At 62.1% G+C, this 18,844-nt stretch carries 15 protein-coding genes, 1 tRNA gene and 2 pseudogenes; 12 read left to right on the top strand and 6 right to left on the bottom strand.

Going from position 1 to position 18,844, the window contains the following annotated elements; all coding sequences use genetic code 11:
• Positions 1–60 precede the first annotated feature (60 nt).
• The gene (locus KI612_RS14075; RefSeq protein ID WP_226440697.1) at positions 61–1,431 is read left to right on the top strand and encodes a lectin-like protein; all 1,371 of its coding nucleotides are present in this window, start codon (positions 61–63) and stop codon (positions 1,429–1,431) included.
• A gap of 184 nt (positions 1,432–1,615) precedes the next feature.
• Here KI612_RS14075 and KI612_RS14070 read toward each other — a convergent pair whose 3' ends face one another.
• Together KI612_RS14070 and KI612_RS14065 are read right to left on the bottom strand one after the other, a co-directional pair.
• Positions 1,616–2,653, bottom strand: a complete 1,038-nt coding sequence (locus KI612_RS14070) for an IS630 family transposase (protein WP_226440294.1) — start codon at positions 2,651–2,653, stop codon at positions 1,616–1,618.
• Positions 2,654–2,692: 39 nt separating this feature from the next.
• A pseudogene (locus KI612_RS14065) lies at positions 2,693–2,958 on the bottom strand (transposase); the annotation flags it as partial.
• On the opposite strand from KI612_RS14065, the pseudogene KI612_RS14060 reads away from it, so the two are divergent.
• The 4 genes and pseudogenes from KI612_RS14060 to KI612_RS14045 all read left to right on the top strand — a co-directional run.
• Positions 2,948–3,115: pseudogene (locus KI612_RS14060) on the top strand (tyrosine-type recombinase/integrase); the annotation flags it as partial. The pseudogenes KI612_RS14065 and KI612_RS14060 sit on opposite strands and share 11 nt — an antisense overlap.
• Positions 3,116–3,164: 49 nt before the next feature.
• On the top strand, positions 3,165–3,416 hold the full coding sequence (locus KI612_RS14055) for a type II toxin-antitoxin system CcdA family antitoxin (RefSeq protein WP_226440696.1): 252 nt from the start codon (positions 3,165–3,167) through the stop codon (positions 3,414–3,416).
• The gene (locus KI612_RS14050) at positions 3,413–3,742 is read left to right on the top strand and encodes a CcdB family protein (protein WP_226440695.1); all 330 of its coding nucleotides are present in this window, start codon (positions 3,413–3,415) and stop codon (positions 3,740–3,742) included. The genes KI612_RS14055 and KI612_RS14050 overlap by 4 nt, the downstream gene beginning before the upstream one ends.
• 4 nt (positions 3,743–3,746) lie before the next feature.
• Complete coding sequence (locus tag KI612_RS14045) at positions 3,747–5,120, top strand: replication-associated recombination protein A (protein WP_226440694.1); 1,374 nt, start codon at positions 3,747–3,749, stop codon at positions 5,118–5,120.
• A 4-nt stretch (positions 5,121–5,124) separates the two neighbouring features.
• On the opposite strand, the gene KI612_RS14040 is transcribed toward KI612_RS14045, so the two are convergent.
• The gene (locus KI612_RS14040; RefSeq protein ID WP_226440693.1) at positions 5,125–6,186 is read right to left on the bottom strand and encodes a M14 family murein peptide amidase A; all 1,062 of its coding nucleotides are present in this window, start codon (positions 6,184–6,186) and stop codon (positions 5,125–5,127) included.
• Between the two features lie 136 nt (positions 6,187–6,322).
• Here KI612_RS14040 and serS point away from each other — a divergent pair, with 136 nt between their 5' ends.
• Entirely contained in the window at positions 6,323–7,609 is a 1,287-nt protein-coding gene (gene serS, locus KI612_RS14035; RefSeq protein ID WP_226440692.1) for a serine--tRNA ligase, read from the top strand.
• Positions 7,610–7,816: 207 nt separating this feature from the next.
• Here serS and mltF read toward each other — a convergent pair whose 3' ends face one another.
• Positions 7,817–9,193 carry a membrane-bound lytic murein transglycosylase MltF gene (gene mltF / locus KI612_RS14030; RefSeq protein WP_226440691.1) on the bottom strand — a complete coding sequence of 459 codons (1,377 nt, stop codon included), beginning with the start codon at positions 9,191–9,193 and terminating at the stop codon, positions 7,817–7,819.
• Positions 9,194–9,269: 76 nt separating this feature from the next.
• Between mltF and KI612_RS14025 the strand changes: the two genes are divergently transcribed.
• The 4 genes from KI612_RS14025 to KI612_RS14010 all read left to right on the top strand — a co-directional run bounded on the left by KI612_RS14025 (position 9,270) and on the right by KI612_RS14010 (position 13,971).
• A tRNA-Ser gene (locus KI612_RS14025) sits at positions 9,270–9,357 on the top strand.
• A gap of 263 nt (positions 9,358–9,620) precedes the next feature.
• Entirely contained in the window at positions 9,621–10,598 is a 978-nt protein-coding gene (locus KI612_RS14020; RefSeq protein WP_226440690.1) for an ABC transporter permease, read from the top strand.
• On the top strand, positions 10,598–11,998 hold the full coding sequence (locus KI612_RS14015; RefSeq protein WP_226444250.1) for an ABC transporter permease: 1,401 nt from the start codon (positions 10,598–10,600) through the stop codon (positions 11,996–11,998). The genes KI612_RS14020 and KI612_RS14015 overlap by 1 nt, the downstream gene beginning before the upstream one ends.
• Positions 11,995–13,971 carry an ABC transporter ATP-binding protein gene (locus tag KI612_RS14010; protein WP_226440689.1) on the top strand — a complete coding sequence of 659 codons (1,977 nt, stop codon included), beginning with the start codon at positions 11,995–11,997 and terminating at the stop codon, positions 13,969–13,971. The genes KI612_RS14015 and KI612_RS14010 overlap by 4 nt, the downstream gene beginning before the upstream one ends.
• Positions 13,972–14,053: 82 nt before the next feature.
• Here the strand turns inward: KI612_RS14010 and KI612_RS14005 are convergent, their stop codons facing one another.
• On the bottom strand, positions 14,054–15,643 hold the full coding sequence (locus tag KI612_RS14005; protein WP_226440688.1) for a transglycosylase SLT domain-containing protein: 1,590 nt from the start codon (positions 15,641–15,643) through the stop codon (positions 14,054–14,056).
• Between the two features lie 178 nt (positions 15,644–15,821).
• On the opposite strand from KI612_RS14005, the gene KI612_RS14000 reads away from it, so the two are divergent.
• Positions 15,822–17,030, top strand: coding sequence for an MFS transporter (locus KI612_RS14000; RefSeq protein WP_226440687.1), 1,209 nt, complete (start codon positions 15,822–15,824; stop codon positions 17,028–17,030).
• 8 nt (positions 17,031–17,038) lie between these two features.
• Here the strand turns inward: KI612_RS14000 and KI612_RS13995 are convergent, their stop codons facing one another.
• On the bottom strand, positions 17,039–17,959 hold the full coding sequence (locus KI612_RS13995; RefSeq protein WP_226440686.1) for a LysR family transcriptional regulator: 921 nt from the start codon (positions 17,957–17,959) through the stop codon (positions 17,039–17,041).
• A gap of 100 nt (positions 17,960–18,059) precedes the next feature.
• Here KI612_RS13995 and KI612_RS13990 point away from each other — a divergent pair, with 100 nt between their 5' ends.
• Positions 18,060–18,836 carry a ferredoxin--NADP reductase gene (locus KI612_RS13990; RefSeq protein WP_226440685.1) on the top strand — a complete coding sequence of 259 codons (777 nt, stop codon included), beginning with the start codon at positions 18,060–18,062 and terminating at the stop codon, positions 18,834–18,836.
• The last annotated feature ends 8 nt before the right edge of the window (positions 18,837–18,844 follow it).

The following is an 18,844-nucleotide window of genomic DNA, read 5'->3' as shown; positions in this document are numbered from 1 at the left end:
GATGACACAGAGATGGTATCCGCGTATCATCGAAAAAATACCGGTTTGGAGGACTTGGCAATGGCAACCCATTTTTATTTTAACGGTCACACCTATGAAATCGAGACGTCAAAGCAGACTTGGGATAGTGCGGTTACAAACGCGACCAGTCTGGCGTGGAGCGATGATGCTGCATTGGGCGTTTCAGTCACCTCGTATTTGGTCAATATCGGGTCATCCGCTGAAAACGCGGCAATACTTAAAAACCTGAAGGCATCGATGGTTAAGGGAGGAAGCCTCGCGCAGGATGGCGGAGGTGCCGACTATGCCTGGATCGGGGCTTCCGATAGCGGAGCCGAGGGAACGTGGCTGTGGACCGATGCCACTTCCGTTTCCTACAGCAATTGGGGGAGCGGCAGTCTTGGTTCGGAACCGGATAATTTTGGTGGTAGCCAGAATTACGCGGCCATGGGGGCCGGTAAATGGCCTGCCAGTGGCGGTGGGCTTGGGGCTGCCGGTCAATGGAACGATCTGTCCGGGTCCAATTTGTTATGGTCGATCATCGAGTGGGATGGTTTGATCGGTACCACATCTGCCGACAATCTGGTGGGAACCAGCGGCGATGACGTTATCGACGGCAATGCAGGTAACGACTCGATCAAGTCTGGCGAGGGTAACGATGTTATTTATGCCGGCGATGGAAACGACAAGATTAATGCGGGAAACGGCAATAACTACGTTATTGCGGAAACCGGGAAGATCGATTCCGATGACGGAGATGATCGTATTGATGCCGGGGCCGGTAATGATGTTATTGGTTCGGGAACCGGTAATGACGTGGTTAAGGCCGGTGATGGGAATAATATAGTGTATGGCGGATCCGGAGATGATGTGATTACTACCGGATCGGGCAACGACATTATCAATAAGGATGGTTATTATATTGAAGATGGTATGGCATCTTCAGGCAGTGACACGATTAAGTCTGGTGCTGGTGATGATGTGATTTGGCTCGGTGATGGAAATGATAAGGTGTGGGGCGGAAAAGGTAACGATGTTTTTGTGTTTAATTTTTTGCCGGAAGAAACAGAAGTTGTTATGAGTGGTGACCAGTACGGCACGGTCAAGGCAACCTATCTATCTCATAAAATTAATGATTTTGACGCAGGTTCCGATAATGGTGTCATTGATATTCTGTCATTCGACAGCGCTGTCTATACGTCTTTAATCGGGTTGAAAGAAACGAGTTTCATCAAGGGCAAAGGCCTGACTGGTGCGAGTCAAAATGAAACCGGGATTGATGATTATTTGATCTACGATACGTCTTCCGGGCGTCTTTATTATGATGCCGATGGTAATCAATCTGATTCGGAAGCAGTTTTGGTTGCTGTTGTCAAAGGGCGTGTTGCCGATTTTGGTTACGAGGATTTTGAAATCTGGTCATCGGTATAAATAGTGCAAATCAAACTCAGAAAAATGAAACTGTTTGCAGTTTCTTTTTTTTGAGTGTCTGCTTTTTTTGCCTGATATTTTCTGGTGGTGTCTAATTATTAACCCGGCAATCCAATAGGTTCATTAGGCAGCATATTGGATTTTCCGATGTCTAAAATATTAACCCGGCAATCCAATAGGTTCATTACGCGGCATATTGGATTTTTCGGTGTCTAAAATAGGACATAACCCGTTTTGGGCGATTCTGTATTTTCATCATTGCACCTCGCACCTTTGATTCCAGTTCATCCCGATTCCTGGCAGGCTTTCCGCCATGAACCAAGGCCTTCAGGTCGCAATTCAGATACTCGTCCGGATTGAGTTCCGGGGCGTAGGCGGGCAAGAAGAACAACTCAATGTGCTCGGTATGTTTTTCCAACCAGTCCCGAACCTTGTTGCTGTGATGCACTCGCAGGTTGTCGAGAATCAAAAACACTTTGCGTCCAGCATCACGAACCAGGCGTGCAAGGAATCGAATCAGGACAGTGGCCGTCATCGTTTCCCGATAGAGCATGAAGCGCACTTTCCCCTGGTTGGTGACCGTGGAGATCATGTTCGTGGCAAACCGGCTGCCGGGCACCCTTTGAACAGGTGTTTTTCCCGCTGGCGCATAGCTCCGGCCATGTTGGCAATCGCTACGGATGCCCGTTTCGTCACCCCAGTGAATCTCCGCCCCTTCGTCCTTGGCGCGCCGGGCGATGCGTGGGTAACTCTCCTTGAGCCAAGCCTCCACCAATTCAGGTTTCTGCTCATAGGCCCGCTTCAACGGCTTCTGCGGTGTAAAACCCCAGCGCTTGAGATACTCACCGACCGTCCGAATCGGCATGTCGATCTTGAAACGACGATGGATCAACTCCTGAACTGCTGCCCGTGTCCAGAGCGCGAAGGAAAGCTTGAGTTGGTCAGGCATTTTCTCGCTGATCAACTGCTGCACTGCCCACTCCTGTTCCACGCTGAGTGTGCGTCGCTCACCAATCTCCGTGCCTCTTTTGCCGCCTTCTACCGCCGACTTGAGGCCTTCTGCCTGGTAGCGCGACCACCAATATTGGACCGTACGGGAATGTACTCCGACCGCTAATCCAATCTCGGCAAATTCGCGTCCGTTCATTCGCATGCGAAGCGCTATCTTGCGCTTCTCCTTTTGTTGCTCTGGCCTGAGCTTGCGGGCATCTTCTTTATCCATGCAAATATCATAACATAAACGCCCTATCTATTTGCCAGGTTAATAGGACATAACCCGTTTTGGACGATTCTGTTTTTTATCATTGCGCCTCGCACCTTTGATTCCAGTTCATCCCGATTCTTGGCTGGTTTCCCGCCATGAACCAAGGCCTTCAAGTCACAGTTCAGATATTCGTCCGGGTTGAGTTCCGGAGAAAAGGCGAGCAAGAAGAACACCTCTATGTGTTCGCTGTGCTTTTTCAGCCAGTCCCGAACCTTGTTGCTGTGATGCACACGCAGGTTGTCCAGAATCAAAAACACCTTGCGCCATTTCTTCGCCACCCATCTGCTGGAATCGGGTTACGACATTCGCACGGTGCAGGAACTGCTCGGCCATTCCGATGTGTCGACGACGATGATCTACACCCATGTGCTCAATCGCGGTGGGCGCGGTGTGTTGTCACCGCTCGATGCGGTGCGCTGACTGGCTTTTTCAAGTGGCTGCGCATACCATGCGCACAGGAGGTCTTGCCATGAAACCCGTTACCCAGACAGTGCCGGCCAAACGCCCGGTAAATTTGTTGCTCAATGAAAGCACGGTACAGCAGGCGCGGGTTTTTACCCGCAATCTGTCGTCGACCGTCGATGGTCTGCTCGCCGAGTTCGTGGCGCGCGAGCAGCAGTTGCGCCAGGATCAGCAGCAACGCTACGCCGAGGTGTCGGGGGCCTGGAACCGCTTTGAAGAGGCGCATGGTTCGTTCGCCGACGAGCATTCGACGCTATGAGCCAGTTCGACGTGCATCGCAATATCGGGCGGCAGGCGGCGCAGGTGCCCTATGTCGTGGTCGTGCAGTCGGCGGCATTCGACGCGCGGCGTCGGCGCGTGGTTGTGCCGCTGGTGGCCGGCGATCTGCTGGCCGGTGCGGTCGATTTACCGGCTTCGCCGGTCAATCCGGCATTCATGGTCGAGGGGCGGCGGGTCGTGCTCAATCCGCTCGATATCGTTTCGCTGTCGCTCGATGCGCTCGGGCCGCAGGTGGCCTCGCTGGCCGAAGAGGGCGACAGCGTGGTGGCGGCGCTCGACGAAGTGTTCTCGCGGGCCTGGGGTTGATGCAATGAGTGATTTGTTCTCGCAAAACGCGGTCGACCGTACGCCGCAGGATGCCGCTGCAGCGGCCAACGCACCGCTCGCCGAGCAGTTGCGCCCGCAAACGCCGGACGAGGTGATCGGCCAGCAGCATCTGCTCGGCCCCGGCAAGCCGCTGCGCCTGGCTTTCGCGTCCGGCCAGCCGCATTCGATGATCCTGTGGGGGCCGCCCGGTGTTGGCAAGACGACGCTGGCGCGCATGATGGCGACGCAGTTCAGTTGCGAGTTCATCGCGCTGTCGGCGGTGTTTTCCGGCATCAAGGAAGTGCGCGAGGCGGTGGTGCAGGCCGAGATGTGGCGGGCGCAGGGCAAGCGCACGATTTTGTTCGTCGATGAAATCCACCGTTTCAACAAGGCGCAGCAGGACGGCTTTTTGCCGTTTGTCGAATCCGGCTTGTTCACCTTCATCGGCGCGACCACTGAAAACCCGTCGTTCGAGGTCAATTCCGCCTTGCTGTCGCGGGCCTCGGTCTATGTGCTGAAGTCGCTAGACGAGGCCGAGATGGGTAGCTTGTTCGACCGCGCCCGCGAGCGTTCGCTGGCCGATCTCGAGTTCGATGCGACGGCGCGCGAACGCCTGGTCGGTCTGGCCGACGGCGATGCGCGGCGTTTGCTCAATCTGCTCGAACAGGTACGCACGGCAGCGTGCACCGCCAAGCGCCAGACGGTCGACGGCGAATTTATCGAAGAAACGCTGGCGCAGAGCCTGCGCCGTTTCGACAAGGGCGGCGATGCCTTCTATGACCAGATTTCGGCGCTGCACAAGTCGGTGCGCGGCTCCAGCCCGGACGGCGCACTGTACTGGCTGACCCGCATGCTCGATGGCGGTGCCGATCCGCGCTACCTGGCCCGGCGCATCATCCGCATGGCCTGGGAAGACATCGGACTGGCCGATCCGCGCGCCATGCAGATCGCCAACGATGCCGCCGCCACCTACGAGCGCCTCGGTTCGCCGGAGGGTGAGCTGGCGCTGGGTCAGGCGGTGATCTACCTGGCCGTCGCCGCCAAGTCGAACGCCGGTTACATGGCCTACAACCAGGCGCGCGCCTTTGTCGGCAAGGCGGGTTCGGCGCCGGTGCCGGTGCATCTGCGCAACGCGCCGACCAAGCTGATGAAGGAACTCGGCTACGGCCACGCCTATCGCTACGCACACGACGAGCCGGAAGCCTACGCGGCCGGCGAGAGCTATCTGCCGGACGGCATGGCGGAGCCGGGCTGGTATCAGCCCACGCCGCGCGGCCTGGAAGGCAAGATCGGCGAAAAGCTCGGGCATTTGCGTGCCCTCGACCAGCAGGCGCGCCGCCGTACGCGCCAGAACGGCAACGAAGGCGGCGAGCAGTAAGGCGTCAGGAGGTCGTTTTGCCGGCGATGTTGCGGCGCAGCCAGGTCAGCATGTCTTCCCAGATTTCGCGCTGCTCCTTGGCCGGCGGCATGCTGGTCGCGTTGGGCAACTCGATGGTGATGACCGGCATGTTCTTGTGCACGCCGCCGTAGTTGCCGAGCGAGCCGGGGTAGATGCCCAGGCGGTTCAGGTCGAGATGGCCGAAGCGGCGCGGCTGGTGCGCCGGGCCGTCGTAGTCGAGGATGCCGTAGGGGGCGTGCACGCTGACCACGACGTCGGGCTGGAATTTCTCGATTTCGTCGTGCAGCCAGCGCGTTTCCGGTTCCGACATCGGCTTCTGGCCGGGGAAGCGGCGCGGGTCGCGGCCAGTTTTCTTGGCCCAGTAGGCCTGCGCATCGCTTTCCCAGTCCGGCGTCGGGAAATTGCGGTTGAGGTCGACGCCGTGGCTGTTGACGCGCTGCGGCGGGTTGGCGAGCAGGCCATCCGGGTTGGCGACCGGGATGACGCGCCAGTGGTACTGGCGGGCCTCACTGTCGGCTTCATCCAGCCATTGCAGCCAGCGGAAAACGATAGAGGCGGAAGTCAGCTCATCGCCATGGATGCCGCCGATCAGCAGGATCCGCCGGGCACGGACGGAGGGCTTGCCGGCCTGGGCGATCTTGCGGGTGGGCGGAGCGATGTCGCGCGACATCAGTGCGTGGCCATTTCCGGAAACAAGGGCAGCGGGCTCCAGGCCCAGTTTGTTGCAAAGCGGCGGTGGCACGCTGCCCAGACGTTTGCCGATGGCGGCGCACCAGCTTTCACTTGCCGAGGTGGTGGTCGGGCCGGCTTCGGCGGGTTTGACGGCGCTTGGTGCAGCAGCGGCGGGCCCGGCCGGTGCGGCCATCGTCGCGTGGCCGGGGGCGGGCTTTTTCGCTGCCCTGGCTTTGGCTGTACTGCGCGTGTGCGGCACCTTGGCCTTGCCTGTCGGCGCCTTGGCCGTCCTGGCGGGTTCCTTGACCGGGGTGGCACTAGAGAAGGTCGGAAACAGCAGGCTGACCAGGAGTACGTAGGCAAAGCGGGGCATGGAGCAATCAGGTGAAAATAGCTATGCGCCAATGATAATCGGCGCCGGCCCATTTGTCCGTAGCGCAGGCCATTTGTTGCCTCGCGTATAATCGCTGTTTTCCGGGGCTGCGGCTCCGCCCGTTACAGGTCAAATCATGCTCGACATCCAACAACTCCGCTCCAATCTCGACGCCGTGGCCGAAGGCCTCGCCAAGCGTGGCAAGCCGATCGACTTTACCGAATTCAAGGCGCTCGAAGCCGAACGCAAGACGCTGCAGACCCGCACCCAGGACCTGCAGGCCATGCGCAACAGCCTCTCCAAGCAGATCGGCATGATCAAGGGCCAGGGCGGCGATGCTTCCGGCGTGATGGCGCAGGTTGGCGCGATTGGCGATGAACTGAAGGCTTCCGAGGCGCGTCTTGGCGAGTTGCTCGAGCGCTTCAATGCGATTCTGGCAACGCTGCCCAATATTCCCGACGAGTCGGTGCCGGTCGGTTCCGACGAGACCGGCAATGTCGAGATCAAGCGCTGGGGCACGCCGCGCGTCTTCGACTTTCCGGTCAAGGACCACACCGATATCGGTGAACAACTCGGCCAGCTCGATTTCACCACCGCTGCCAAGATCGCCGGCGCCCGCTTCTCGCTGTTGAAGGGCGGCCTGGCTCGCCTGCATCGCGCGCTTGCCCAGTTCATGCTCGACACGCATGGCGAAGAGCATGGCTATACCGAGCTGTACGCGCCTTACCTGGTCAATGCCGCCAGCCTGAACGGCACCGGTCAACTGCCGAAATTCGAGGAAGACCTGTTCAAGGTGCTGCGCGGCGACCAGGATCCGCTCTACCTGATCCCGACCGCCGAAGTGCCGGTGACCAACATCGTGCGCGACGAAATCCTCGCGGCCGAAAGCCTGCCCCTCAAGTTCGTCTGCCACACGCCGTGCTTCCGTTCCGAAGCCGGTTCGGGCGGGCGTGACGTGCGCGGCATGATCCGCCAGCACCAGTTCGACAAGGTCGAGTTGGTCCAGGTCGTGCATCCGGAGCAATCGGCCGAAGCACACGAAGCGCTGACCCGCCACGCCGAAGTGATCCTCGAGAAGCTCGAGCTGCCGTATCGCCGCATGGCGCTGTGTACGGGCGACATGGGTTTCTCCGCCGCCAAGACCTACGACCTCGAAGTCTGGCTGCCGGCCCAGAATACCTACCGCGAAATCTCGTCCTGCTCCAACTTCGGCGCCTTCCAGGCCCGCCGCATGCAGGCCCGTTTCCGCAACGACAAGAACAAGACCGAGCTCTGCCACACGCTGAACGGATCCGGTCTGGCAGTTGGTCGCACGCTGGTCGCGATTCTTGAAAACAATCAGCGCGCCGATGGCAGTGTGACAGTGCCCGTGGTGTTGCGGCCCTACATGGGCGGGCTCGAAGTTATCGAAGCTGCGCGCTGATTGTTTCAGCGCAGGCTAACCGCGCATCGCGCGTGTTAAGCGCCGAAGGCGCGGCCGGAGCTAAAACTCCTGGCGCGCCGATGGCAGTGTGACAGTGCCCGTGGTGTTGCGGCCCTATATGGGCGGGCTGGAAGTTATCGAAGCTGCGCGCTGATTGTTTCAGCGCAGGCTAACCGCGCTCAAAATCCCCGCTGCGGCGGGGATTTTTCATGGGTGCTTCAGTTTCAGGCCGGGGCCGTTGCCCAGCTTGCCGGCCATGCTTTCGATCTTGTCGGCCAGTGACAGGTAGGGGCGCTCGTTGCGCTGCAGGATGTCGTAATAGCTGCGGATATTCTCGACCAGGATGACTGCTTCGCCGCCGCGCGCCCGGCTCGACTTGATGCGCTGGTAGTACTTGGACTGGGCAAGGAGCGGCAGGATGCGCTTCATCTCGAACCAGTTGTTGTCTTCGCTGCCGAGCACCTTGGCCAGGCGGCGCGCCGCATTGAAGTGGCCGGGCCCGATGTTGTAGGCAGCCAGCGCCAGCCAGGTGCGGTCCGGCTCCTGGATGTTTTCGCCAACCTGTTCCCGCAGGATGTTCAGGTAACGCGCCCCGGCCAGGATGCTTTCCTGCGGGTCGAGCCGGTTGCTGACGCCCATGCGGTCAGCCGTTTCCTCGGTCAGCATCATGATGCCGCGCACGTTGGTGTAGCTGGTGGCGTTCGGGTCCCAGTGCGACTCGTGGTAGGCGATTGAGGCGATCAGCCGCCAGTCGATGCCGGTGACTGCTTCGGCTGCCTGGAAATGCTTGCGCAGGCGGGGCAGGGTGGCTTCGATCTCGCCCATGAACTTGACGATGTCGGCCTGTTCGAGGCGGCGGACATGGCCGAAATAACGGTCTTCGAGACGGGCCAGCGTGCCGTCGAGCTGGATGCGCTCGATGAAGGCCTTGGCGCGGGCAGCCAGTTCGGCATTGGGGCGGCTGCCGAGCAGCCAGACGATGGGCTTTTCCTCGCTCAGTTCGAGCGTGGTGTTCAGGGTTGGTACGAACTGGTTGGCGAGGTCTTCCAGGTTGGCATCCATCACCACGTAGTCCACCTTGCCGTTGCCGAGGGCTTCGAGCAGATCGAGGATGTCGCCCTCGCCGACTTCAACCACCTTGAGGTCGGTGATTTCTCCGGCCAGGCGATGCAGCGTCGCCGCCTGGCCCGAGCCGGCCATGGCGTGCACGGTCTTGCCGGCGAGTTGTGCCTTGTCGGTCAACGGCAGCGAGGCATCGTTTTGCGCCAGCACGTCAGCGCTCAGCCAGATCGGCGGGGTGGCCTGGAGTTGCGGATTGTCATCCGGTGACAGCCAGGCAGTCGCCAGGTGATAGCGGCCACGGCCCAGTTCTGAGTTGAATTCATCCGGTCCGGCGACGACATATTCGACACCGACACCGAGGTCCTGGGCAAAGGCCTCGATCAGATCGTGCTCCAGGCCGAGGGTATTGCCGTTGTCGTCATTTGAATAAGTCAGCGGGCCGGGACGGGTCAGGACGACCAGGTCATGCTGGGCCGGCGTCGGAAACGGCAAGGGGCCGCCGAGCCACTCACAGGCGCTCATGCAAAAAATCAGTGTTGCAACAGCAAGAGTTTTAATCCAGTGCATCAATTCTTTGTGCTATTATGCCGGCCGCTGCGGAGAGGTGGCAGAGTGGTCGAATGTACCTGACTCGAAATCAGGCGTACTGCAAGGTACCGTGGGTTCGAATCCCACCCTCTCCGCCAGCACCAAACAAGCCCTGTTTTTCCTTGTCTATCAATGACTTGCGAATAACAGGGTTTCTTTTTTTCAGGCTTGCCTGCCGGCTTGGGAATCCCCTCGGCCTTCGGCGAGGCGGAATATCTCACAGCTTGCGGATCGCGGGTAGCGGGAATTTGTAAGGCCATTTACAAATCGCCCATCTCGTTTGTTGCCGGATTTGCCGGGTGTTTTGCCGTTTTTTCCGCAGTGCTGTCCATCCCGCGCCGGCTCTTGGCATAATCCGCCTGTGCTTGCCTACATCTTCCGCCGCCTGCTGTACGCCATCCCGATTCTGGTCGGCGTCAATCTCATTACCTTCGCGCTGTTCTTCGTCGTCAATACGCCGGATGACATGGCGCGCATGCAATTGGGCGTCAAGCGGGTCACCCCCGAGGCGATCCAGAAATGGAAGGCGGAGCGCGGTTACGACAAGCCGCTGCTGTTCAATTCGGCCGTTTCCGGACGGTCGACCGTTACGGAAACCATCTTTTTCGAGAAGTCGGCGCGCATGTTCGTCGGCGATTTCGGGCGTGCCGAGGACGGCCGCGACATTGCGCGCGAGATCGGCAACCGCATGGGACCATCGCTCGCCATTCAATTGCCGACTTTCGTCCTCGGCCTGTTTGTGACCATCGCCTTTGCGCTGACCTTGGCTTTCTTCCGCGCCACCGCTGTCGATTTCTGGGGCGTCGTGCTCTGCGTCGCGATGATGTCCATATCGGGGCTGTTCTACATCATCGGCGGCCAGTATCTGGTCGCCAAGGTGTGGCGCCTGGTGCCGATCTCCGGTTTCGGCGACGGGCTGGATGCCTGGCGTTTCCTCATCCTGCCGGTAGTGATTGGGGTGGTTGGGGGCATCGGCTCGGGGACGCGCTGGTATCGCACCATCTTTCTTGAGGAAATATCCAAGGATTATGTCCGTACCGCCCGTGCCAAAGGTTTGCCGGAAACCTTGATTCTTTTTCGTCACGTCCTGCGTAACGGAATGATCCCGATCCTTACCCAGGTTGTCGTGGCCATTCCCTCGTTGTTCATGGGGGCGCTGGTCATAGAGTCCTTTTTTGGTATTCCGGGGCTGGGTAGCTATACCATAGAGGCCATTCAGTCTCAGGATTTCGCGGTAGTGCGCTCGATGGTCTTCATCGGTTCGCTGCTCTACATCGTCGGCCTGATCCTGACCGACATTTCCTACACCCTGGTCGACCCGCGGATACGTTTCGAATGATGGGCTTCCAGGTCGTCGTGCTCTGGTCGGATGTGCTGGTCTGGCTGCTGCTGGCAGCCGGGCTCGGGTTTGGCGTGCTGATCGCGCGCAGTCCGCCCCTGCTCGCCGCCTGGCGGCGGGTTGGCGCCAACCGGGTCGGCATGGCGGCGGCAACGGTGCTGCTCGTCTTCATCGGCATCGGTCTGCTCGATTCCCTGCATTACCGCGTCCGGCTCGATGGCAAGGCCGGCGAGCCGGTTCGCTACGGCATCGAGGTGCGCTCGCTGCTCGATGCGCTGGCGACGCCGCTGCGCACGCGCAATGAAAAGACCTACTCGGCGCCGTTTGCGACGCGTCTGTACGCCAAGGAAAGCATCGATGTACCGGGGCAGGGCAGCGTGCGCGACTATCCGCGCCTGAAATTTGGCGGAGCCCACCTCGGCGCGAACGAAAACGACGTGGCGGCCGATGCCGGTTTCACCGCCCTGCGCGCCGGCGTGCTGGCGCTGCTGCTCTGGCTGGTGCTGGCGGGTGGCGTCGCGGCCAGGGTTGGCGACGGCACAGCGGTCGACGCCTCCGGCTGGCGCAAAATCTGGCGTGGCGAAACGGCGCTGGCCTGGGATGCGGTGCTGGCGACGCTCGGCCTGATCCTGCTCGCGGCGCTGCCGCTATTCTGGCTGGCCAGCCAATACCACGTCTTCGGCACCGACAAGGTCGGCCAGGACGTGCTCTATCAAATCCTCAAGAGCGTGCGCACCGGCCTGATCATCGGCCTGGTCACGACGCTGGTCATGCTGCCGATGGCGGTGCTGCTCGGCATTGTTGCCGGCTATTTCCGCGGCTGGATCGACGACCTGATCCAGTACGTCTATACCGTGCTCAACTCGATTCCCGGCGTGCTGCTGATCGCTGCTGCCGTGCTGATGATGCAGGTCGTCATCGACACCCATCCGCAATGGTTCTCGACTGCCGCCGAGCGCGCCGACCTGCGCCTGCTGGCACTCTGCTTCATCCTCGGCATCACCAGCTGGACCGGCCTGTGCCGGCTGCTGCGCGGCGAGACGCTGAAGCTGCGCGAGCTGGAATACATCCAGGCGGCGCAGGCCTTCGGCGTGTCGAACTGGCGCATCATCGTCCGCCACATCCTGCCCAACCTGATGCATATCGTGATCATCTCGCTGGTCATGGACTTCTCCGGCCTGGTGCTGGCCGAGGCCGTGCTGTCCTACGTCGGCATCGGCGTCGATCCGAGCATGACCAGCTTCGGCACGATGATCAACAACGCGCGCCTCGAACTCGGCCGTGAACCGGTCGTCTGGTGGTCGCTGGCCGCCGCCTTCACGGCAATGTTCGTGCTCGTGCTCGCCGCCAACCTGTTCGCCGACGCCGTGCGCGACGCATTCGATCCGAGGGCGGCATGAGCCTGTTGCAGGTAGACAACCTCCGCCTCGGCTTCACCGCCGGCAAGACCACGCTGCCAGCGGTCGACGGCATTTCCTTTGCCATTTCCCGCGGCGAGACTTTTGCGCTGCTCGGTGAATCGGGCTGCGGCAAGTCGGCCACCGCGCAGGGCATCATGCGTCTGCTGCCGGCGGCCGGACGCCTGCTCGGCGGCACGGTCCGGCTCGATGACGAAGAATTGCTCGCGCTGCCCGAGGCCGAGATGCGCCGCCTGCGCGGGCGCAAGATGGCGATGATCTTCCAGGAACCGGCGACCAGCCTCAATCCGGTGCTCACCGTCGGTCGCCAGATCGGCGAAGTGCTCGAACGCCACCTTGACCTGCGCGGCGCGGCGGCGACCGAGCGCATGCTCGAACTGCTGCGCCAGGTCGGCATTGCCGATCCCGAGCGGCGTCTCGGCGAATATCCCTTCCAGCTCTCGGGCGGCATGAAGCAGCGCGTCATGATCGCCATCGCGCTGGCCGGCGAGCCGGAACTGCTGATCGCCGACGAGCCGACCACGGCGCTCGACGTCACCGTGCAGGCGCAGATTCTCGATCTGCTGGCGAAAATTCAGGCCGAACGCGGCATGGGCATGCTGCTGATCACGCATGATCTCGGCGTTGTTGCGCGCATGGCGCAGCGCATCGGCGTCATGTACGCCGGCGAGCTGGTCGAGGTGGCGACGCGCGAGGATTTCTTCAGTCAGCCGCAGCACCCCTACACGCAGGCGCTGTTTGCCGCCTTGCCCGAAGTGGCACGGCGCGGCACGCAGCTGACCACGATTCCCGGCCAGGTGCCGGCGCTGGCCGCGATGCCGGCCGGTTGCCGCTTTGCGGCGCGCTGCGCCGAGGCGATGCCGGTCTGTCGTGACGTCTCGCCGCCCTGGCGCGAAGCGACGCCCGGGCATGCCGTGCGCTGTCACTGGTCGGGTGAACGGGCGGCGACGCAAGCCGTGGTCAGCCGGCCAGCGGTCGACGCGCAAAATGCGGCATTTTTGCAGGTCGACCGTCTGCAGGTGCATTTCCCGATCCGGCGCGGCTTCCTGCAGCGTACGGTCGGTCACGTCCGGGCGGTTGACGGCGTTTCCCTGGCCATTGCGCCGGGCCGTACGCTGGCGCTGGTCGGTGAGTCGGGCTGCGGCAAGACGACGGTCGGCAAGGCGCTGCTGCAATTGATCAAGCCGACCGCCGGCAGCGTCCGCGTCGGCGGCGCGGAACTGGTTGGCCTGGCCGGCCAGCGCCTGCGCGCGGCACGCCGGCATCTGCAGATGGTCTTCCAGGATCCATTCGCCTCGCTGAATCCGCGTCTGCGGGTCGGTGAAATCATCGCCGAAGGTATGGCGGCGCTCGGTCTGGCGGCCGATGCGGCGGCGCGTGACGCAGCGGTCGCCGCCTTGCTCGCTCAGGTCGGCTTGCCGGCCGAAGCGGCCGGGCGTTATCCGCACGAATTTTCCGGCGGCCAGCGCCAGCGCATCGCGATTGCCCGCACCCTGGCCGTGCAGCCGGAACTGCTGGTCTGCGACGAGCCGACCTCGGCGCTCGACGTCTCGGTGCAGGCGCAGATTCTCAATCTGCTCAAGCGCTTGCAGGAAGAGCTGGGTGTGGCCTACCTGTTCATCACGCACAATTTTGCCGTGGTCGAATATCTGGCGCACGACGTGGCGGTGATGTATCTCGGGCGCATCGTCGAGCGCGGGCGGGCCGAAGAGGTGCTGCGCACGCCGCGCCATCCCTACACGCAGGCCCTGCTGTCGGCGGTGCCGGTGCCGCGTCTCGAAGCGCGTCCGGAAATCATCCGCCTGCCCGGCGAAACGCCGTCGCCGGCCAATCCGCCGGCCGGTTGCCATTTTCATCCGCGCTGTCCGCGCGCCGCTGACATCTGTCGCGAGCGTTATCCGGAAAGCAGCGCGCTGTCAGCGAGCCATACGGTCAACTGTCATTTTCCGGGATAAATCGGGATTCTTTGCCCGGAGGAATCCGGGGCTGCGTTCAGCTGGTGAAAAGCGAGCGCCGGACTCGGGCGTCCGGCCTCAATCAGCCGCGCTTGCCGTTGCCTGATTTGGCGACCTTGGGGGCCTTGGTGCTGCCTTTGCTGGCCGCCTTGCTGTCGCTACCGCTCTTGGCGCTCTTGCTGGCGGATTTGCTGTCACCGCCGGCCTTGGCTGTCTTGCCTGCGGACTTGCTGCTGGCCTGCTTGCTGTCGCGTTTGCCGGCAACCTGGCGGCTGTCGGACTTGCCACCCTTGCTTGCCTGCTTGCCCTCAGCCTTGTTCTTGCCGCCCTTGGCCGATTTTCCGCCCTTGCTGCTTGAACGGTTCTCCGGTTCCGGCTCGAAAATCTGCGGCAAAGACGGTGTTGCGGCGAGGCGGCCGATGTCGTCGGCGCCGCGTCCGGCCGGGACGAGCAGCGTCGTGCCGGCGCCGAGGCGGGCGCGGCTGGGCAGGCCGTTGATGCGTAGCAGTTCCGGCACGGCGATGCCGAAGCGCGGTGCGACCTGGTTCAGCTTTTCGCCGTGCTTGAGCGTGTAGGCCTGCCATTCGGTAAGCGGTGCGGCGTGGCGTTCGAGATTGCTGCGGAAGGTTTCCAGCTTGTCGGTCGGGATCACCAGCGGCGTGTCGGCCTTGATCACCGGGCGGTTGTGCGACGGGTTGAGGGCGATGAATTCCTCGAGCGGCATGTTGGCGAGGCGGGCCGCCGTCTTGACATCCATGGTGCGGCCGGTGTCGATGGTGGCGAAGTAGGGACGGTTGAGGATTTCCGGCAGGCGCAGCTGCACCATCAATACCGGGTTGCCGAAAATGTTCTTGAGCGCCTGCAGCTTGGGGACGTAATGCCGCGTTTCGTTCGGCATGTTGAGATTGGCGTAGTCGGTCGGCAGGCCGCGCGCGCTGTTCTTCTCGATCGCCCGTTTGACGGCGCCTTCGCCCCAGTTGTACGAGGCGAGCGCGAGATGCCAGTCGCCATGCATTTCGTAGATGGTCTGCAGGTAGTCGAGCGCGGCGCCGGTCGAGGCGACGATGTCGCGGCGCTGATCCTGCCACCAGTTTTGTTCCAGGTTGAAGCGCTTGCCGGTGGCCGGGATGAACTGCCACAGGCCGGAGGCGTTCGAGCGCGAATAGGCCATCGGGTTGAACGAGCTCTCGACCATGGGCAGCAGGGCCAGTTCGGTCGGCATGCCGCGCGCCTCGAGTTCCTGCACGATGTAGTGCATGTAGGGGCGGCTGCGCTCGACCATGCGGCGCAATGCGTCCGGGCGGTTCTGGTACCACTGCTGGTAATAGAGGGTCAGATCGTCGTTCAGATCTATCATCGAGAAACCGTTGCGGATGCGGTCCCAGAGGTTGTCTGTGTTGGCGGTCAGATCGATGGTGCCGGGCAGTTGCGGCGCGCTGGGCAGCTCGTAGGTGGTCAGCGCGTTGTCCTCGATGCGCAGTGAAGGGCCGGCGGGTGCGTCGGAGAGCAGCGAGGGCATGAGCAGGGAAATCAGCCGGAAACTGCCGCCCGCATCGTCCGGCTTTTCTGCCGCCGTTTCCGCGTGCACCGGTGCCATGGCGGCAAGCGCGGCGGCACAAAGACTTGTGCCTAAAATGCGGCGAACAAGCGACAGAACGTTGCGATGTTGCATAGAATGAGGCTCCGGGCGCGAACGGGGTCGACTGAAACGACGATTATACCCGAGCTCGTCCGGGGCTGCTTCCCGTTCGGCCGTTTTTGGGGATTCGGGCGGGCTGCAAAATGGCCGGTTTTTACCGGTCGACCGCTGCTGGCGGGCGTTTTTGCCTGGCCTTTTATCTGGAGTCTTGATGAATTCATCCGTCTCGAACGCGGGGCGTCTGCCGGCCGGTATCTGGGTGCTCGGCGGCGTCAGTCTGCTGATGGACGTCTCGTCCGAGATGATCCACAGCCTGCTGCCGCTGTTCATGGTCAGCACGCTCGGCGCGAGTGCGCTGATGGTCGGCCTGATTGAAGGCCTGGCCGAAGCGACGGCGCTGATCGTCAAGGTGTTCTCCGGTGCGCTCAGCGACTATCTCGGCCGGCGCAAGGGCCTGGCGCTGTTCGGCTACGCGCTGGGGGCGCTGACCAAGCCCTTGTTCGCGCTGGCGCCGACGGCCGGTGTCGTACTCGGCGCGCGCCTGCTTGACCGCGTCGGCAAGGGCATCCGCGGCGCGCCGCGCGATGCGCTGGTTGCCGACATTGCGCCGGAACATCTGCGTGGTGCAGCATTTGGTCTGCGCCAGTCGCTCGATACGGTCGGCGCCTTTCTCGGGCCGCTGCTTGCGGTGGCCCTGATGCTGTTGTGGGCCAACGATTTCCGGGCGGTGTTCTGGGTAGCGGTGATTCCCGGTCTGCTTGCCGTCGCCTTGCTCTTCTTCGGCATTCACGAGCCGGTGCCTGCGGCCGGGGAAAAGCGCAGCAACCCGATCCGCCGCGAGAATTTGCGCCGCCTTGGTCCGGCCTACTGGTGGGTGGTGGCAGTTGGTGCGGTGTTCACGCTGGCCCGTTTCAGCGAGGCCTTTCTGGTGTTGCGCGCCGAGCAGAGCGGCATTCCGCTGGCGCTGGTGCCGCTGGTCATGGTGGCGATGAACGTGATCTACGCCGCTTCCGCTTACCCCTTCGGCAAACTGTCGGATCGCATGAGCCACGTCCGCCTGCTGGTCTATGGTCTGCTCGTGCTGGTCGGGGCCGACCTGGTGCTGGCGGCGAGCAGCGACTGGCTGGTGGTCCTGTGCGGTGTGGCGCTCTGGGGCGTGCACATGGGCATGACGCAGGGTCTGCTCGCCGCGATGGTGGCGGCGACAGCGCCGGCCGACATGCGCGGCACGGCCTTCGGCTTTTTCAACCTGCTGAGCGGTCTGGCCATGCTGCTGGCCAGCGTGCTGGCCGGCCTGCTCTGGGATGCCGCTGGCGCTTCAGTGACTTTTCTGGCCGGCGCCGTCTTCTGCCTGTTCGCCTTGCTGGTGCTGGCGGCGCGCCGGATGTTTTCGGGAAAAACAGCCTCCGTCGCCGGTTGACCGCTGGCTCAGCCGATAAACGGCAGCGCCAGCGTATCGGTGTCGTGCGCCGTGCCGCTGGTTTCGCGGCACAGCGCGATGAAGCTTTGTGTCGCCGGGCTGAGGTGGCGTTGGCGATGGCGGGCGAAATAGAAATGGCGACGCAGGTCGAAGGGCGTCTTGATCTCGACCAGGCTGCCGCGCCGGAAGGCTTCGCGCAGCGACAGGCGTGACAGGCAGCCGATGCCGAGCCCCGATTCGACGGCGCGCTTGATCGCTTCGGTGTGTTCCAGTTCGAGCTGGATGTGCAGCTCGGGCAGGGCCTTGCCGATCACCCGGTCGAACAGGGCGCGTGTGCCGGAACCGTGCTCGCGCACCACCCATTGCTGCGCGGCAAGCTCGGCTGGTGTCGCAATGCCGTGGCTGGCCAGGGCATGTTGCGGTGCGCAGAAAACGACCAGGCTATCTTCCAGCCAGGCTTCGAGCAGCAGATCGGGGTGGCTGGCTTCGCCTTCGATCAGGCCGATGTCGAGTTCGAAATGCAGCAACTGTTCGATGATGGTGCTGGTGTTGGCAACGCGCAGCTGAACTTTCGAGGCCGGATGGCGCTGCAGGTGTTCGGCGACAATCAGCGTCGCCAGGTAGTTGCCTATGGTCAGGGTGGCGCCGACGGCGAGCGGGCCAAGCGTGCCGCCGGCCAGGTAGCTCTCGATGTCGGCGCCGCGCGCCAGGATTTCGCGTGCCTGCGGCAACAGGCCGCGGCCGGTGGCGTTGAGGCGCAGCGACTTGCCGATCCGGTCGAAGAGCGGGCAGTCGAATTGCCGTTCCAGCTCGACCAGGGCGCTGCTTGCCGCCGATTGCGACATGGCGAGTTGCGCGGCGGCGCGCGACACATTTTCGCTGGCGGCAATGGCGGTGAATATTTCGAGCTGGCGCAGAGTGATACGCATAGTTGTCTGGTCGATAAGTGATATCGAAATTATCCGCTTAAGTAACTAAGCGGGGAAGCCTATGATGACTTGCATCAATCTTGCACTAGGACCCTCTGCCATGAGCTCGCTCGCTACCGAAACCATACTTTCCGTCCATCACTGGAACGACACGCTGTTTTCCTTCCGCACCACGCGCGATCCCGGTCTGCGCTTCATCAACGGCCAGTTCGTGATGATCGGCCTCGAGGTCAATGGCCGGCCGCTGACCCGCGCCTACAGCATCGCCAGTGCCAACCACGAAGAGCATCTCGAGTTCTTCAGCATCAAGGTGGCGAACGGCCCGCTGACCTCGCGCCTGCAGCATCTGCAGCCGGGCGATCCGCTGATCGTCAGTCGCAAGCCGACCGGTACGCTGGTGCTGCGCGACCTCAAGCCGGGCAAGCGCCTGTTCATGTTCGCGACCGGTACCGGCCTGGCGCCGTTCATGAGCCTGATCCACGATCCGGAAACCTACGAGAATTTCGACAAGATCATCCTCATTCACGGCGTGCGCTGGACCAACGAACTGGCCTATCACGACTACATCACCGAAGAGCTGGTCAAGCACGAGTTCTTTGGCGACTGGGCGAGCGACAAGCTGATCTATTACCCGACCGTGACGCGCGAATCCTTCCGCAACGAAGGCCGGCTCACGGATCTGATCGAAAGCGGCAAGCTGTTCGCCGACATCGGTCAAGCGCCGCTCGACCCGGAATTTGACCGCGCCATGATTTGCGGCAGTCCGGCCATGCTGAACGATACGGTCGCGATGCTCGATGCGCGCGGCTTCAAGATCTCGCCGCACATCGGCGTTGCCGGCGATTACGTGATCGAGCGCGCTTTCGTCGAGAAGTAAGGCGGGAG

Origin of the sequence: Quatrionicoccus australiensis, from assembly GCF_020510525.1 — a bacterium.
GTDB classification, from domain to species: domain Bacteria; phylum Pseudomonadota; class Gammaproteobacteria; order Burkholderiales; family Rhodocyclaceae; genus Azonexus; species Azonexus australiensis_B.
Note: the sequence above shows the minus strand (reverse complement) of the source record. Positions and strands in the feature narration are given on the sequence as shown.

What these genes read in the sequence shown, in the direction of transcription:
- KI612_RS14010 (WP_226440689.1), top strand. Translation starts at nt 11,995, where the DNA reads ATGAGCCTGTTGCAGGTAGACAACCTCCGCCTCGGCTTCACCGCCGGC.
- mltF (WP_226440691.1), bottom strand. Translation starts at nt 9,193, where the DNA reads ATGAGCGCCTGTGAGTGGCTCGGCGGCCCCTTGCCGTTTCCGACGCCG.
- KI612_RS14040 (WP_226440693.1), bottom strand. Translation starts at nt 6,186, where the DNA reads ATGCCCCGCTTTGCCTACGTACTCCTGGTCAGCCTGCTGTTTCCGACC.
- KI612_RS14045 (WP_226440694.1), top strand. Translation starts at nt 3,747, where the DNA reads ATGAGTGATTTGTTCTCGCAAAACGCGGTCGACCGTACGCCGCAGGAT.
- serS (WP_226440692.1), top strand. Translation starts at nt 6,323, where the DNA reads ATGCTCGACATCCAACAACTCCGCTCCAATCTCGACGCCGTGGCCGAA.
- KI612_RS14015 (WP_226444250.1), top strand. Translation starts at nt 10,598, where the DNA reads ATGGGCTTCCAGGTCGTCGTGCTCTGGTCGGATGTGCTGGTCTGGCTG.
- KI612_RS14050 (WP_226440695.1), top strand. Translation starts at nt 3,413, where the DNA reads ATGAGCCAGTTCGACGTGCATCGCAATATCGGGCGGCAGGCGGCGCAG.
- KI612_RS14005 (WP_226440688.1), bottom strand. Translation starts at nt 15,643, where the DNA reads ATGCAACATCGCAACGTTCTGTCGCTTGTTCGCCGCATTTTAGGCACA.
- KI612_RS13990 (WP_226440685.1), top strand. Translation starts at nt 18,060, where the DNA reads ATGAGCTCGCTCGCTACCGAAACCATACTTTCCGTCCATCACTGGAAC.
- KI612_RS13995 (WP_226440686.1), bottom strand. Translation starts at nt 17,959, where the DNA reads ATGCGTATCACTCTGCGCCAGCTCGAAATATTCACCGCCATTGCCGCC.
- KI612_RS14075 (WP_226440697.1), top strand. Translation starts at nt 61, where the DNA reads ATGGCAACCCATTTTTATTTTAACGGTCACACCTATGAAATCGAGACG.
- KI612_RS14000 (WP_226440687.1), top strand. Translation starts at nt 15,822, where the DNA reads ATGAATTCATCCGTCTCGAACGCGGGGCGTCTGCCGGCCGGTATCTGG.
- KI612_RS14070 (WP_226440294.1), bottom strand. Translation starts at nt 2,653, where the DNA reads ATGGATAAAGAAGATGCCCGCAAGCTCAGGCCAGAGCAACAAAAGGAG.
- KI612_RS14055 (WP_226440696.1), top strand. Translation starts at nt 3,165, where the DNA reads ATGAAACCCGTTACCCAGACAGTGCCGGCCAAACGCCCGGTAAATTTG.